14 protein-coding genes and 1 pseudogene are annotated in these 15,184 nt (G+C 61.4%); 9 read left to right on the forward strand and 6 right to left on the reverse strand.

The window, feature by feature from the left end; genetic code table 11:
* Positions 1 to 18: 18 nt before the first annotated feature.
* Positions 19 to 1,827 carry a DNA helicase RecQ gene (gene recQ, locus H3L94_RS11725; protein WP_182122128.1) on the reverse strand — a complete coding sequence of 603 codons (1,809 nt, stop codon included), beginning with the start codon at positions 1,825 to 1,827 and terminating at the stop codon, positions 19 to 21.
* Positions 1,828 to 1,970: 143 nt separating this feature from the next.
* On the opposite strand from recQ, the gene H3L94_RS11730 reads away from it, so the two are divergent.
* From H3L94_RS11730 to H3L94_RS11750, 6 genes are all read left to right on the forward strand, one after another.
* Positions 1,971 to 2,402, forward strand: a complete 432-nt coding sequence (locus H3L94_RS11730; RefSeq protein ID WP_182122129.1) for a surface-adhesin E family protein — start codon at positions 1,971 to 1,973, stop codon at positions 2,400 to 2,402.
* Between the two features lie 82 nt (positions 2,403 to 2,484).
* Positions 2,485 to 2,814: a hypothetical protein gene (locus tag H3L94_RS11735; RefSeq protein WP_182122130.1), complete on the forward strand. Its 330-nt coding sequence runs from the start codon at positions 2,485 to 2,487 to the stop codon at positions 2,812 to 2,814.
* 4 nt (positions 2,815 to 2,818) lie between these two features.
* Positions 2,819 to 3,268: a DUF192 domain-containing protein gene (locus H3L94_RS11740; RefSeq protein ID WP_182122131.1), complete on the forward strand. Its 450-nt coding sequence runs from the start codon at positions 2,819 to 2,821 to the stop codon at positions 3,266 to 3,268.
* Positions 3,269 to 3,292: 24 nt separating this feature from the next.
* Positions 3,293 to 3,421, forward strand: coding sequence for a lipoprotein signal peptidase (locus H3L94_RS12745; protein ID WP_244958909.1), 129 nt, complete (start codon positions 3,293 to 3,295; stop codon positions 3,419 to 3,421).
* Positions 3,422 to 3,623: 202 nt separating this feature from the next.
* Positions 3,624 to 4,121, forward strand: a complete 498-nt coding sequence (locus tag H3L94_RS11745; RefSeq protein WP_182122132.1) for a hypothetical protein — start codon at positions 3,624 to 3,626, stop codon at positions 4,119 to 4,121.
* A gap of 96 nt (positions 4,122 to 4,217) precedes the next feature.
* Positions 4,218 to 4,874, forward strand: coding sequence for a tellurite resistance TerB family protein (locus H3L94_RS11750; RefSeq protein WP_009120124.1), 657 nt, complete (start codon positions 4,218 to 4,220; stop codon positions 4,872 to 4,874).
* Between the two features lie 63 nt (positions 4,875 to 4,937).
* Here H3L94_RS11750 and H3L94_RS11755 read toward each other — a convergent pair whose 3' ends face one another.
* Both H3L94_RS11755 and H3L94_RS11760 read right to left on the reverse strand, forming a co-directional pair.
* Positions 4,938 to 6,299 (reverse strand): amidase family protein, encoded by a 1,362-nt coding sequence (locus H3L94_RS11755; RefSeq protein WP_182122133.1) that lies wholly within the window; start codon positions 6,297 to 6,299, stop codon positions 4,938 to 4,940.
* 93 nt (positions 6,300 to 6,392) lie between these two features.
* Positions 6,393 to 7,334: a cyclase family protein gene (locus H3L94_RS11760; protein WP_009120122.1), complete on the reverse strand. Its 942-nt coding sequence runs from the start codon at positions 7,332 to 7,334 to the stop codon at positions 6,393 to 6,395.
* Positions 7,335 to 7,514: 180 nt separating this feature from the next.
* Between H3L94_RS11760 and H3L94_RS12750 the strand changes: the two genes are divergently transcribed.
* Entirely contained in the window at positions 7,515 to 7,700 is a 186-nt protein-coding gene (locus H3L94_RS12750) for an ATP-dependent exonuclease (protein ID WP_244958911.1), read from the forward strand.
* Between the two features lie 21 nt (positions 7,701 to 7,721).
* Here H3L94_RS12750 and H3L94_RS11765 read toward each other — a convergent pair whose 3' ends face one another.
* Positions 7,722 to 8,516 carry a thiazole synthase gene (locus H3L94_RS11765; RefSeq protein WP_182122134.1) on the reverse strand — a complete coding sequence of 265 codons (795 nt, stop codon included), beginning with the start codon at positions 8,514 to 8,516 and terminating at the stop codon, positions 7,722 to 7,724.
* A gap of 161 nt (positions 8,517 to 8,677) precedes the next feature.
* Between H3L94_RS11765 and H3L94_RS11770 the strand changes: the two genes are divergently transcribed.
* Both H3L94_RS11770 and H3L94_RS11775 read left to right on the forward strand, forming a co-directional pair.
* A complete protein-coding gene (locus H3L94_RS11770; protein ID WP_182122135.1) occupies positions 8,678 to 11,710 on the forward strand; it encodes a valine--tRNA ligase in 3,033 nt (1,010 codons plus the stop codon).
* 98 nt (positions 11,711 to 11,808) lie between these two features.
* Positions 11,809 to 12,581, forward strand: a pseudogene (locus H3L94_RS11775) (IS5 family transposase).
* A 357-nt stretch (positions 12,582 to 12,938) separates the two neighbouring features.
* Here the strand turns inward: H3L94_RS11775 and H3L94_RS11780 are convergent.
* Together H3L94_RS11780 and H3L94_RS12800 are read right to left on the reverse strand one after the other, a co-directional pair.
* On the reverse strand, positions 12,939 to 14,978 hold the full coding sequence (locus tag H3L94_RS11780) for a M3 family metallopeptidase (RefSeq protein WP_182122136.1): 2,040 nt from the start codon (positions 14,976 to 14,978) through the stop codon (positions 12,939 to 12,941).
* Positions 14,975 to 15,103 (reverse strand): hypothetical protein, encoded by a 129-nt coding sequence (locus H3L94_RS12800; RefSeq protein ID WP_280525471.1) that lies wholly within the window; start codon positions 15,101 to 15,103, stop codon positions 14,975 to 14,977. Before H3L94_RS12800 ends, H3L94_RS11780 begins: the two co-directional genes overlap by 4 nt.
* Positions 15,104 to 15,184: the final 81 nt, after the last annotated feature.

Below are 15,184 nucleotides of genomic sequence, written 5' to 3' on the forward strand. Positions count from 1 at the left end.
TTCATCATTGCCGTGGCTTTATTCTTCCGCCCACAAGGGCAGGCATACCGCCAAAATGTCGGCGCCGAATTTGTCGATTTTCGCCTCGCCCAAGCCGTAAATCTCATGCAGCGCGGTGAGTGTGTCCGGCCGTTGCTGCACGATGTCCTGCAGCGTGCGGTCGCCGCAGATGATGTAGGCCGGCACGTCGTCGGCTTTGGCGCGTTCGCTGCGCCATTGGCGCAGGGCCTGCCACACGCGTTCTTCGCGTTCGGTGCGCAGCCATTGCTCTTTCGGCAGGCGGGTGGCCGCTTTTTCGCGCTTGAGCGGCCGCAGCATTACCGTCTGCTCGCCTTTGAGCACGGCCACCGCGCTTTCGTTCAGCCGCAGGGCATGGTGGTTGAGCGGGTCGGTGTTCAGGTAGCCCAATCCGATGCATTGGCGGACCACGCCGCGCCATTCTTTGTCCGACAGTTGGGCGCCGATGCCGAAGGTGGAGAGTTGGTGGTGGCGGTTGTCGCGTATCCAGTCTTCCGTTTTGCCGCGCAGCACGTTGATTACATAGCCGGCGGCAAAGCGCTGGCCGACGCGGTAAACGCAGCTGAGCAGTTTCTGCACCAGCTCGGTGGCATCGAAGCGCACCGGCGGGTGCAGGCAGTTGTCGCAGTGGCCGCAGGGTTGGCTGCTCTGGCCGAAATGCTGCAGCAGCGGCACCCGCCGGCAGCCGGCGGTTTCGCACACGGCAAACATAGCATCCAGTTTTTGCAGTTCGATGTTTTTTTGGAAGTCGTCGCTGTTGCCGCTCAGAATGCGTTCGCGCAACAGGGCGTAATCGTTGAGGCCGTAGCACAGCCAGCTGGCGGCCGGCTGGCCGTCGCGGCCGGCGCGGCCGCTTTCTTGATAAAAGTGTTCGATGCTCTGCGGCATATCCAAATGGGCGACAAAACGCACGTCGGGTTTGTCGATGCCCATGCCGAAAGCCACCGTGGCCACAATAATCACCCCGTCTTCGTGGGTGAAGCGGCGCTGATGCTCGCTGCGGGTTTCCATGCTCAGGCCGGCGTGGTAAGGCAGCGCGTGGTGGCCGCTTTCGCGCAGAAAAGCCGCCACGTCTTCCACTTTTTTGCGGCTCAGGCAATACACAATGCCGCTTTCGCCGCGCGGCCGGCTGTTGAGAAAATCCAGCAGCTGCTTTTTGCCGTTGTTTTTTTCGATGACTTGGTAATACAGATTCGGCCGGTCGAAGCTGGCCACAAATTCGGCGGCCTCTTCCAGGCGCAGATAATGGCGGATGTCGGCCCGGGTTTCGGCATCGGCGGTGGCGGTGAGCGCGATGCGCGGCACATCGGGATAACGCTCGGCCAGCAGGCCCAGTTGGCGGTATTCGGGGCGGAAATCATGCCCCCATTGGCTGACGCAGTGCGCTTCGTCGATGGCAAACAGGCTCACCCGTGTGTGGTCGAGAAAGCGCAGGAAACGTTCGGTGACCAATCTTTCTGGTGAGACATATAAGAGCTTCAGGTAGCCTTGTTCGATTTCGTCGGCAATCCGCCTCACTTCTTCAGCCGGCATCCCGCTGTGCACACCGGCCGCCGCCACGCCGGCGGCGCGCAGGCTGGCCACTTGGTCGTCCATCAGGGCAATCAGCGGCGACACCACCACCGCCACGCCGTCGCGCATCAGTGCCGGAATTTGGTAGCACAGCGATTTGCCGCCGCCGGTGGGCATCAGCACCAGCAGGTTCTGCCCGCCGGCGAGCGCCGCCACAATCTCGGCCTGGCTGCCGCGGAAAGCCGGGTAGCCGAATACATCGTGCAAAACGGAAAGGGCGTGGGAATCGGGCATCATGTGTCTGGGAAAAAGCGTCGGGCGGCGCGGCGGTCATGCCGCCGCCGATTGGGCTATAATGGCGCGGATTCGATTGCGCCTGCCGCCGAGTGCCGCAAAACGCGGTATTTTATAGCGTTTGCAGGCTACCTGAAAGGAAAGTCATGAAAACCCTGCACCTCACCGCCGCCGCTGCGGCCCTGCTGCTGGGTGCCTGTACCGTGATGCAGCCGGCCAATCCCGCTTTGGGCGGCAGCTGGCAGGACATTGGCACCAGCCCCAACGGCAATGTCAGCCATGCCATCGACACCGCCAGCATCCGCAGCCAAAACCACAGCGCCACCTTCCGCGAACGCATTACCGTGCGCGATCCGGCCAAAGAACACTACATCAACACCCCGCGCTACAAATCTGCGGTCAACGAATGGCAGATGGACTGCCGCGCCCGCACCTACCGCCTGCTGGGCGTGCAGATGTTTGATGCCGCCGGCAATGTGCTGGCCGCCCACCGCTACACCAATCTGCGTGCCCAGCCGGTGGTAAAGGGTTCGGCCAGCGGCAACCAGTTTGAGAAAGTGTGCCGTCAGGCGCTGTAAAAACGGCTGTCCGGCCCCTTCCGTTTTCAGGTAGCCCGTCGGTGAAGATGCCGGTTGCCTGAGCCTTTTTTCAGGAGAACCCATGATGTCCCGTGTGACTGCTTTTTATTGCCTGCTGCTGGCCGCCGCGCCGGCACTGGCCGACCAATCCGCGGCCCAAACCGAGCTGCTCAGCGCCCAAATCGCCTATCAGGAAGCGCTGAAAGCCCAAACCGACTATACGGCCAAAGTCGGCACGTTGCGCCAGCGTCTGCAGACGGTGCAGGCCACCATCCAGCAAAAACAGGCCGAAGCCGCCCGTTTGCAAAGCGAGTTGAACGAAGCCGATGTGGCCGCCCAGCAGGCCGGCAGCACCTTGGAAGCCGCCGGCCGCCGTTTGGATGCGGCTTGGACGGCTGTGCACGGCCGCTGAATCCATGTGCCGCCGTTTTCGCACAGCGGCGGCGGTATGGGCTGCCGGTCTTTCTGCCGCCGCTGCGGAACCACTGCCCCAGCTTGATTTGCCGCGCACCACGCTGACGCTCAACGGCCAGGCGGCCGAGGTGCAGATGGCCGCCGAAGAGGCCTCGCAACAAATCGGCTTGATGTACCGCCGCCGTATGCCGGCCAACGAAGGCATGCTGTTTGTGTTCGACCAAACCGCCGTGCAATGTTTGTGGATGCGCCACACGCCTCTGCCGCTGACTGCGGCTTTTATCCGCGAAGACGGCCGCATTGCTTCGCTGCACGATATGGTGCCGTATTCCACCCGCATCCATTGTTCGCCCGAGCCGGTGCGTTATGCGCTGGAAATGAACCGCGGCTGGTTTGCCGGGCACGGCATCGGTGCGGGCCATTTGGTGCGGGGTTTGCCGGTTTTCAGGTAGCCTGAGACCTTTCAAAACCACCATCTGCGGCGCATTTCTGCGTTGTGCGCTGCTCGCTCGCTTGCCTATCTATGTGATATGTCTTCGCTCGCTGCGCTGCTACGCCTTGAACTGCATCCACATCTGGGGGTTTTGCAAAGGCCTCAGCCTTAGAGCGTGTCATCAGAAAGCGTGCGAAGCGGTTTGGCAAGGCCGCAGGCAGGATTGCTAAGCGCCAATACCGCCGCAACGCTTTCTGGCGGCCCGCCCTCAGGTGCAGAAGCAAGCGCATCTATTTTTCGCAGATGGCGGCGTAAAAGTCTCAGCCTGTTGGTGCACCGGCCGCCTGATTTTTAAATTTTTTCCGATCCGTGCCATGCCCCACCCCTCCCTGCCCAACTGGCAGCATGCCGACGAACTTTTCGCCACGCTTGATACCTTGCCTGAGCAGCGCCTGAATCGCGCACTCTACGAGCTGCTCTGGCAATATGAGGGAGAAAATGTCCATGCCGCGCAGTGTCAGGCCCTTTCTGCCCTACTGCAACACCCGCGTTACCGAGGTCGGCAGAATCTGTACCATTGGATTGCCGAGACCCTCTACGGTGGCCTGCCATGGCAGACGCTGCTGCCCGATATCGAAGCGCAGCTCGGCCGCCTGCATACGGAAAGCTGCCGCGCTTTCGGCGAGTATGCAGGGATGTCAGATGACACCGATGCGCTTGAAGAAGCAGTGCAGCGACTGTTTGCCGAAGGCAGCGACAACGCGCACGACATCATTTGGTCCGTGCTTTACTGGCATCAGGCACTCGCCAAACGCCGCCCCGAATGGGGTGAATGGCAACGCCGGCGGATAGCCGCCTTGCATAATATGTAAAGCTGTTGCAAGCGGCTTGTTTCTCGGCGGAGCCGCCCCATTTATGCAGCTCTTGTTTATCCCTTTGCAAGGCAACATCACTTCAGGAGGTCTCCCATGGATTTCAACAAACTGCTCAACCAAGTGTTGGGTTCCGTACACGGAGCCGGCAAACCGGCTGCCCGTTCTTCCGCCAACCCGAAAGATCTGCTGATGAAAGTGGGCGGTGCCGCCGCCGCCAGCAGCCTGCTCTCCGGCATATTGAAAAAGAGAAACACCCAAAAATGGGCGCGTGCCGGCTCGATGGCCGCTTTGGGTGCCTTGGCCTACCACGCCTATCAAAACTGGCAGAGCCAGAAGAATAATCAGAACCAGCCGGCGGCGGCCGCTGCGCCGCTGCCGCCTTCGGCATTCGAGCCCAGCGGCGCCGCCGCCGAAACCGCCGGCCGCGTGATTTTGCGCACCATGATTGCCGCAGCGGCTGCCGACGGTCTGATCGACGATGAAGAACGCCGTCTGATCAGCAGCGAGGGCGGCGATGATCCCGAGTTGCAGCAATGGCTGGCCGCCGAGGCCGCCCGTCCGGCCACGCCGGCCGAGATTGCCGCCGAAATCGGCCAAAACACCGCTTTGGCTGCCGAAGCCTACTTGGCCGCCCGTATGGTGTGCGGTGACTTGGCACGCAAAGAAATCGTGTTCCTGTCACAGCTCTCCCATGCGCTGAAGTTGGACGAGGCGCTGGTGGACAATCTGGAACAGCAGGCCGGTTTTTAACATCCGCTGCACAAAAAACGAACGGTTCGGCCGTTCGTTTTTTATTGCTTGTTTGCAAAGGTCTCAGCCTGCTTCGGCCAGCAGCCGCTCTGCCGCCCGGGCTACCTGAAACAGCCGTTCGTCCTGCCCCGGTGCCGTTGAGAGCATCAGCCCGACCGGCAGACCTTGGGCGCTGAAGCCGATCGGCAGCGACAGGCTCTCGGCATCCAGAAAATTAAACAGGCTGGTATTGCGCAAAACCAAAAGATTGATGCGGTGGTAATGCGCTGCATCGCTTTCCAGCGGGGCGAGCAGCGGCGGCACCACCGCCACCGTCGGCAGCAGCACGATGTGGTGCGGATAACGTTGCCACAGGCTGTGTTGCAGACGCCGGCGGATGTCGTGCAGGACCACATAATCCGTTGCACTCATGCTTTTGGCGCGGAACATGCGGTCGAGCACACGCTGGTCGATCAGGCGGCCGTCGGCACCGGTCAGCACCTCGCGGTGGAAATACAGCGATTCGGCGGCGGCAAATGTGCCGTGTTCGGCCACCGCGGCCATGACGGCATCGAATTCGGGAATGTCTGCCCGGCAAACGGCCGCGCCGGCCGCGGCCAAGCCTTGTAAGGCTACCTGAAAAGCCGAGCGGACGGCATCCTCGGTGTCTGCCCACAAAGCCGCATTTTCCGGCACCAGCAACGATATTTCCCGCCAATCAGCACCTTGCAGCAGCCTGCTTTCGCGGCCTGAGAGCAGGTTGGCGGCGTCGTAGCAGTCTTGCACGCCGGCCGCAATCGGGCCGACTTCGTCCAGCGTGGTGGAGAGCGGAAACACCTGGCGCTGGTTGAAGCGGTGGCGCGAAGGCTTGTAGCCGGTGAGGTGGTGGAAGGCGCTGGGAATGCGGATGGAGCCGCTGGTGTCGCTGCCCATGCTGAAGGCGCACAAGCCTGCTCGCACGGCGGCGGCACTGCCGCTGGAAGAGCCGCCGGGAATGCGCCGCTTGTCGAAAGGGTTGGGCGGCGTGCCGAAAGCGGGGTTGATGCCCAGCCCCGAATAGGCCAGCTCCGACAAACCGGCTTTGCCGATGTTCACGCCGCCGGTGCGGCTGAAAGCGGCCACCAGCGGCGCATCAGCTGCCGCCGGCGGACGGTGGCGGTAGGCCGGCGAGCCGGCGGTGGTGACGCTGCCGGCCACGTCGAACAAGTCTTTCCACACACAGGGCATGCCGTCGAACAAACCCAAGGGCTGTCCGGCCTGCCAGCGGCGGGTGCTGGCGGCCGCTTCGCGCAGGGCGCGTTCGTCAAAAACATCGGTGAGGATGCCGCGCGGGCTGTCGGCACAGCGGGCCAGAATCTGTTCGGTAAGGATTGAGGGCGTGGTGTCGCCGTGGCGGAACGCGTGGTGTAAGGCGCGGATGGTGTAGGGAGGCGCTAAGGGCATCATAGGCGTACCTGGGTCGGTGTCGGTTGTGCAGAGATGTCTCAGCCGGGGTGCCGGCAGGCGAAAACGCCCGCCAAGGCGGGCGTCGGCACGGCGTTAAGCCGTTTTCTTCATCGGGAATACCACCGGCTGGATGGGGGCGCCGGTGGAGCCGACTATCGGCATGGCCCGGCCGATGAATGCCGTTTCGTACACTTCGTCTTTGGCCAATTCTTCCAAGTTCATCACCTCGATAATCGGCACGCCGGCCTCGGCAAACAGATAGGTGTGTACGGGGAAATAATTGTCCGGCTCGACCGAAGGGCCCTGCTCGAGTGCGATGTTGTCGGCGCCGATGATCATGGCGCCCAAGCCCACCAGAAATTCGGCGCCTTCCAGATTGAGGCCGGGCGAGTTGGTGAGATAGGCTTCGCGGTCGGGCCACACCGTCATCATGCCGGTGCGGATCATCACGATGTCGCCCTGGCGGATGGACACCTGCTGGCGGGCCAGGGTGGCTTCCAAATCGGCGCGGCCGATGCCGTAAGACGGCGGCAACCTGTCCACGCCTTTGGTGCGCGCCACATCGAGCAGCACGGCGCGGGCGCAGATAATCGGAAACTGTTCGGCCCCGCATTTGAGCCAATGGCGGCTGCCCAAATGTTCGGCTTGGGTATAGCCGTTCCACACGGTGTCTTGGTAGCCGAAGTGGTTGAGGGTGTCGATGTGGGTGCCGCAGTGGGTGTACATGGAAATGGCGTCGCCGGAATAGCCGATCAGTTTTTTGCCGGCCAGAGTAACGTCCAGCAGGTCGTCGTTGACGTTGCCCGAAGGGGTGTGGGTCATCCAGATTTGGAAGGGCGGGTCGCCGGCGGCCGACCAAGAAGGCATGCCGATGAAGTATTTCACCGAAATATCGTAAGAGCGGCTCGGATCCAAAGCCTCCATTACTTCACGACGGCTGTCGTCGGTAATCCAGTTGAGGCGGCCGATTTGGTCGTCCGGGCCCCAGGGGCTGGGTTTGATTTTGAGGCTGCGCGGCAAATGGAAATCACACATATCGATTCTCCTTACGGTCTGCGCGGCAGGAGTGCCGCTGCAGCCATTATGGAGAAGGTGCGCTGCAGCAAAATCAGCAATTGTGCACCGAATCGGCAGCAAAACGGCAATGGATAAGAATGGGTTTCAACTACAAGCGCAGCGGCATATCCGGGGGCCTTAGAAAAGTTTTCAGGTAGCCTGAGACCTTTGCAAAACCCCCATCTGCGGCGCATTTCTGCGTTGTGCGCTGCTCGCTCACTTGCCTATCTAGATGATATGTCTGCCCCACAGGGATTCCTGACGTTCACGTTCGCTGCGCTGCTACGCCTTGAACTGCATCCACATCTGGGGGGGTTGCAAAGGTCTCAGCCTGAGATTACCTGAAAAGCATGCCGAATCATTTGCTCAGTATTCTTCGCTGTGCCAAAACGGCTGACCCACGGTGGGCGTGCTGGCGCGGGCGTGGCGGTGCGGCTGCACGGGGTCGGACAAATAGGCGGCCCGGCCGGCGGCGGTGGCTTGGGCGAAAGCCTCTGCCATCGCCACCGGGTCGCCGCTGCGCGATACTGCGGTGTTGAGCAATACGCCGTCGAAACCCCATTCCATCACTTGTGCCGCCTGCGAAGGCAGGCCGAGGCCGGCGTCGATGATCAGCGGCACATCGGGCAGCCGCTCGCGCAATACCTGCAGCGCATAGCCGTGCACCACGCCCAACCCGCTGCCGATGGGGGCCGCCCACGGCATCAAGGCTTCACAGCCTACGTCCAGCAGACGGCGGCAGGCAATCAGGTCTTCCGTGCAGTAGGGCAGCACTTTAAAGCCTTCGTCAATCAGGATTTTGGCCGCTTCTACCAGTTGGAACACGTCCGGCTGCAGGGTGTCGTCGTCGCCGATCAGCTCGAGTTTGATCCAGTCGGTGGCGAACACTTCGCGCGCCATGCGGGCGGTGGTGACTGCTTCCTGTACGCTTTGGCAGCCGGCGGTATTGGGCAGCACCGGCACGTCCATCGCCTGCAACAGCGACCAAAAGCCCTGGCCGTCGGTTTCGGCGGCGCTGCCGGCGCGGCGCAGGGAAACGGTGATCATCGCCGGTGCGGCGGCGGCCACGGCCCGGCGCAGGATTTCGGTGCTCGGATAGGCCGCGGTGCCCAACAGCAGGCGGGAGGGAAAGGTTTGGCGGTAAAGGGTCAGCTCGGACATGGTGTGCTTTCAGGTAGCCTGTGCGGCGAAAGGCCGCATTATAGCCCGCCCGGCAGCGCTTGATCACCACTCGGGCGCCGCACGCCGGCTTTCAGCCAGCCTGCTTTCTCCGATATAATCCGCGCATTTTTCTGATTTTCCGCATCGAGACCGTTTCAGCCATGCTCAACAAATACAACCCTGCCGAAATCGAGGCCAAACACTATCAAAACTGGGAAGCCGCCGGCTATTTCCAGCCGCACATGCAGCCCGGCAGCGAAGCCTTCTCCATTCAGCTGCCGCCGCCCAATGTCACCGGCACCCTGCACATGGGCCACGCCTTCAACCAAACCATTATGGACGGCCTCACCCGCTATTACCGCATGCAAGGCCGCAACACCTGCTGGGTGCCCGGCGCCGACCACGCCGGCATCGCCACGCAAATTGTGGTGGAGCGCCAGCTGGGCGAACAGGGCGTGTCGCGCCACGATTTGGGCCGCGACGCCTTTTTGGAAAAAGTGTGGGAATGGAAGCGGCATTCCGGCGGCACCATCACCGAACAAATGCGCCGCATGGGCTGCTCGGCCGACTGGAGCCGCGAATATTTCACCATGGACGACACCCGCGCCGCCGTGGTGACCGAAGTGTTTGTGCGCCTGTATGAGCAGGGCCTGATTTACCGCGGCAAGCGTTTGGTGAATTGGGATCCCGTGCTCGGCACCGCCGTTTCCGATTTGGAAGTGGAAAACGTGGAAAGCGACGGCCATATGTGGCACATCCGCTATCCGCTGGCCGACAATCCCGCCGAGGGCGTTACCGTGGCCACCACCCGGCCCGAAACCCTCTTGGGCGACGTGGCCGTGGCCGTCCACCCCGAAGACGAACGCTACCGCCATTTGGTCGGCCAACAGCTGGTGTTACCGCTGACCGGCCGCACCATTCCCGTGATTGCCGACGAATATGTAGACCGCGAATTCGGCAGCGGCTGCGTGAAAATCACCCCCGCCCACGATTTCAACGACTACCAAGTGGGCAAAAACCACGACACCCTCCTGATCAGCGTATTGGATTTGCAGGCGCGCATCCTGCCCGAAGCGGAAGTGTTCGATTTCCAAAGCCGCCGTCACAGCGGCATTGCCTTGCCCGAAGCCTACGCCGGCCTCGACCGCTTCGAGGCGCGCAAACAAATCGTGGCCGATCTGAGCGCCCAAGGCTACCTGAAAGACACCAAGCCGCACAAACTGATGACGCCCAAAGGCGACCGCACCGGCTCGGTAATCGAGCCCATGCTCACCGACCAATGGTTCATCGCCATGAGCGCCCAGCCCGCCGGCGGCGAACCCGACAGCGAATTTGCCGGCATGAGCCTGGCCGAAAAAGCCAAGCATGCGGTGGACAGCGGGCAGGTGAAATTCATCCCCGAAAATTGGGTCAACACCTACAACCAATGGATGAACAATATCCAAGACTGGTGTATCTCGCGCCAGCTGTGGTGGGGCCATCAGATTCCGGCTTGGTACGATGCGCAAGGCCGTTGTTATGTGGCGCATGACGAATGTGATGCCTATTGGCAGGCATTCTCCAGCCGTTACGAAGAACGGCAGCAGCAAGGCCGCTTGGAAGAGGCAGACTTTGCGCTGATGTCAGATTGGATGCGCATTGTGGAAGTATTGGGGCGTACCCGTATGCCCGGCGCCAAGGAGCAGGGACAAACCCGGCAGCAAATTTTGGCAGGCTTGAGCCAGCCGGTGGCCGAAGCGATGGCCGCCTGCCGTGCCCAAGGTATTGTGCTCACCCGCGATGAAGACGTGCTCGACACCTGGTTTTCCTCGGCCTTGGTGCCCTTCTCCACTTTGGGCTGGCCGCAGCAAACCGACGAATTGAACGCCTTTCTGCCCTCTTCCGTGTTGGTCACCGGCTACGAAATCATCTTTTTCTGGGTGGCGCGCATGATCATGATGACCACCCATTTCACCGGCAAAGTGCCGTTTAAAGACGTGTATATCCACGGCATGGTGCGCGACCACGAAGGCAAGAAAATGTCGAAATCCGAGGGCAATGTGATTGATCCGGTGGACTTGATCGACGGCATTGATTTGGAGAGCCTGCTGGCCAAGCGCACCACCGGCCTGCGCCGCCCCGAAAAAGCCCCCGAAGTGCGCCGCGCCACCGAGAAGCTGTTCCCCGAAGGCATTCCCGTGTTCGGCACCGATGCCCTGCGCTTCACCATGGCCAGCTACGCCAGCCTCGGCCGCAGCATCAATTTCGACTTCAAACGCGCCGAAGGCTACCGCAACTTCTGCAATAAAATCTGGAACGCCACCAACTTCGTGCTGATGAACACCGAAGGCCAAGATTGCGGCCAAGACGAAAGCCAGCCCTTGGCCTACAGCTTTGTCGATCAATGGATCATCGGCCGCCTGCAGCAAACCGAGGCGGCGGTGTCGGCAGCGTTCGACACCTACCGCTTCGACCTGGCCGCGCAAACCCTGTATGAATTCGTGTGGAACGACTTCTGCGACTGGTATTTGGAGCTGGCCAAAGTGCAGCTGCAAACCGGCTGCGAGAGCCGCCAGCGCACCACCCGCCGCACCTTAGTGCGCGTGTTGGAAGTGGTGCTGCGCCTGCTGCACCCCATCATGCCCTTCATCACCGAAGAGCTGTGGCAAACCGTTGCCCCGCTGGCCAATGCCAAACGCAGCGACAGCATCATGACGGCGGCCTGGCCGGTGGCGGACGAAGAAAAAATCGTACCCGCCGCCTTCGAGCAAATGGCCGTCCTGCAGGAGCTGATCGGCGCAGTGCGCAATCTGCGCGGCGAAATGGGTTTGGCGCCGAGCGTGAAAGCCCCGCTGTTTGTGGAGGGCGGCAGCCATCTGGAAGGCTACCTGAAATACCTGCCGGCCATGGCCCGCCTCAGCGAAGCCAAACTGGTGGCGCAGCTGCCCGATAGCGAAGATGCGCCGGTGGCCGTTTGCAACGGCGCGCGCCTGATGCTGAAAGTGGAGATCGACAAGGCCGCCGAAACCGCCCGTTTAAACAAGGAAGCGGAAAAACTGCAAAAAGTGCTCGACAAGCTGAACGCCAAACTGGGCAAGCCCGGCTATACCGAAAAAGCCCCCGCCCATCTGGTGGAAAAAGACCGCGCCGAATTGGCCGATCTGAACGGCAAAATGGAAAAAGTGCAGCAACAGCTGGCCAAGTTGAGAGACTGATCAATCTTGCCTTCCGGCAAGGCAAAGGCTACCTGAAAGTGTTCAGGTAGCCTTTTTTCCCTTAGGCCGAATCGACATTCATCTGGTATCTTTGGCGGATGACCAAGACCAAGCATCCGCGGCCCCGCCGCTACGAATTAACCCAAACCCAATGGGAGCGGATCGAAGATCTGCTCCCAGGCAAGGCCGGTGACCCCGGGCGTACGGCAGCGGACAACCGCAGCTTCGTCAATGGCGTGCTGTGGGTGTTGCGCTCCGGGGCGCGCTGGAGCGATCTGCCCACGCGCTACGGAGCCTACAAGAGCGTGCACAAGCGCTTCACCCGCTGGGCGGCCAAGGGTATCTGGGAGCTGGTGTTCCAGTCCCTGATTCAGGATCGAAGCAACGAGTATCTGATGATCGACAGCAGCATTGTCCGGGCGCACGCACAGGCGGCGACCGGAAAAGGGGGGCGGCACACCCGGCTCTGGGGCGTTGCCGAGGAGGTCTGAGCACGAAGATCCACATGGCGACAGATGGCCAGGGCCGACCGGTGCGATTCATCCTCACTGGCGGCCAGCGTAACGACATCACGCAAGCCCCAGCGCTGCTGGCCGGGTTCAAGCCCAAGTACGTCTTGGCCGACAAAGGCTATGACAGCCGGCAACTGGTGGCGCTGATCCAGTCGCTCGGCGCCCAGGCGGTGATCCCGCCTCGCAGCTGCCAGCAGCCGCGTGCCTACGACAAAGCACGCTACCGGCTACGCAATCGCATCGAGCGTTGCTTTGCCAGGCTCAAGCAGTTCCGCCGCATCGCCACTCGTTTTGACCGCAAGCCCTCTCACTTCCTGGCTTTCCTCTACCTCGCATCAATTACCTTGTGGGTGGGTTGAATGTCGATTCAGCCTAGGGCGGGACGGTAAAGCAAACCCGCCTGCGGCGCACAATGCAGAAACGCGCTTCAGATGGATGGCAACGGTTTCAGCATCGGTATGTAGGCGGCACCTATCAGTAACAGGCCGAGACCTTTGCAAAAACCCCATCTGCGGCGCATTTCTCGTTGTGCGTTTATGCCCTATGGGTACTGCTCGCTTGCCTATCTAGATGATATGTCTGTCCCACGGGGATTCCTGGCATTCACACTCGCTGCGCTGCTATGCCTTGAACGCATCCACATCTGGGTGTTTTGCAAAGGTCTCAGGCTACCTGAAAGGTTTCAGGTAGCCTGTCTGTTGCTTGGCGCCGTTCACTTAGGCCGCTTGGTCAAAGCCGCTGTGGCGCAACAGGGCGTCGATTTGCGGTTCGCGGCCGCGGAAGGCTTTGAACGATTCGGCGGCGGGACGGCTGCCGCCCATGGCCAGGATTTCGTTCCAGAAGCGGGCACCGGTGGCGCGCACGTCGTCGCTTTCTTCAAAGGCGGCGTAGGCGTCGGCACTCAGCACTTCGGCCCAGGCGTAGCTGTAATAGCCCGCTGCGTAGCCGCCGGCGAAGATGTGGCCGAAGCTGTTGGCGAAGCGGTTGAAAGCGGGCGGCTGCACCACCGCCACTTCGGCGCGCACTTCGTCCAGAATTTCCGCCCAGCGGCGGCCTTCGGCGGCATCGGCTTCGCGGTAGATGCGCATATCGAACAGGGCGAACTCCATCTGCCGCACCATAAACAGGCCGCGCTGGAAGTTTTTCGCTGCCACCATTTTGTCGAACAATTCGCGCGGCAGGGCGCGGCCGTCGTCTTCGTGGGCCGACATGCCGGCCAGCACTTCGTATTCCCACACGAAGTTTTCCATAAACTGGCTGGGCAGCTCCACCGCGTCCCATTCCACGCCGTTGATGCCGGAGACGCCGAGTTCGTCCACGCGGGTGAGCAAATGGTGCAGGCCGTGGCCCATTTCGTGAAACAGGGTGAGGATTTCGTCGTGGCTCAGGCGCGCGGGTTTGCCGCCCACCGGCGGGGTAAAGTTGCACACCAAATAGGCCACCGGGGTTTGGATTTGGCCGCTGCGGCTGCCGGAAACAAAACGGCGCCGGCCGCGGTAGTCGTTCATCCAGGCGCCGCCGCGTTTGCCTTCGCGGGCGTAGAGGTCGAGATAAACGCCGCCGATGATGGCGCCGCCTTTTTCCAGCTCGAAATAGCGCACGTCGGGGTGCCACACCGGCACGGTTTTTTCCATCAGATTCACGCCGTAGAGGCGGTGGATTTGCGCAAACAGGCCGGCCAGCACTTTGTCGGCGGGGAAGTATTTTTTCACTTCGGTTTCGCTGAAGGCGTATTTGGCCTGGCGCAGTTTTTCGCTGGCATAGGCCAAATCCCAGGGCTGCAGGTCGGCGATGGCCAATTGCTCGCCGGCAAAGGCGCGCACTTCGGCCAGGTCGCGCTCGGCAAAGGGTTTGGCGCGGCGGGCCAGATCGCGCAAAAAGGCCAGTACCTCATCGGGCGAATTCGCCATTTTGGTGACCAGCGACAATTCGGCGTAGTCGGCATAGCCCAAGAGTTCGGCCTCGGCGCGGGCGATGTGCAGGCGGCGGCCGATGTTGGCGGTGTTGTCCCATTCGGGTTTGCCGAATTCGCTGGCGCGGGTGACGTAGGCGCGGTACACCTCGGCGCGCAGGTCGCGGTCGTCGGCATACTGCATCACCGCCAGATAATGCGGCATTTGCAGGCCGATTTTGTAGCCGCTTTTGCCTTCGGCCTGGGCGGCCGCGGCAAACATGGCCAAGGCGTCTTCAGGTAGCCCTTGCAGGCGTTGCGCATCGTCGAAATACAGGGCGAAGGCATCGGTGGCATCGAGTACATTTTGGCTGAACTGGGCGCCCAGTTGCGCACCTTCGGTTTGCAGGGCGGCAAATTCGGCCTGTTGTGCGGGCGGCAGCTCGGCGCCGCTGAGCACGAAATCGCGCAAATCGTGCGCCAGCTTGGTTTGTTGGGCGGCATCCAAGCGTTCGTAGGCGGCGGAGGCGCGGATGGCTTTGAAGCGTTCATAGAGTTCGATGTCTTGGCCGACTTCGGTGAAGAACACGGTCACTTCGGGCATCAGTTCGTTATACACCGCGCGCAACTCGGGGGTGTCCACCACCGCATTGAGGTGGGCCACCACGCCCCAAATGCGGCCCACGCGCTCGGTGATGTCGGTGAGCGCTTCTACGGTGTTGGCCCAAGTGACCTCGCTTTGGGCTTTGATGTCGGCAATCGCGGCACGCGCCTCGGCCATGGAGCTTTGCATGGCCGGGCGGATGTCGGCCACGGCCACGGCATCGAAACGGGGTTCGTCGGCAAGATGGAGCAGGGTGTTCATGGCTTGTCTTTCATGCGGAATAAAAAAATCAGAACGGCAGATAGGGGCGGCAGGCCGGTTTCACAAGTTTCAGGTAGCCTGTTGGGGATGAATCGGCCGGCCGCTGCCGTTTGCAGGCGGGCCATTTTAAACGGCTGTGGCGGGCAAATTTAATAGCTTATATTTATCAAATTTTATAAATAATTAAATTATGCTATAATTTGCCT

The organism is Neisseria shayeganii, assembly GCF_014054965.1.
GTDB lineage: Bacteria > Pseudomonadota > Gammaproteobacteria > Burkholderiales > Neisseriaceae > Eikenella > Eikenella shayeganii.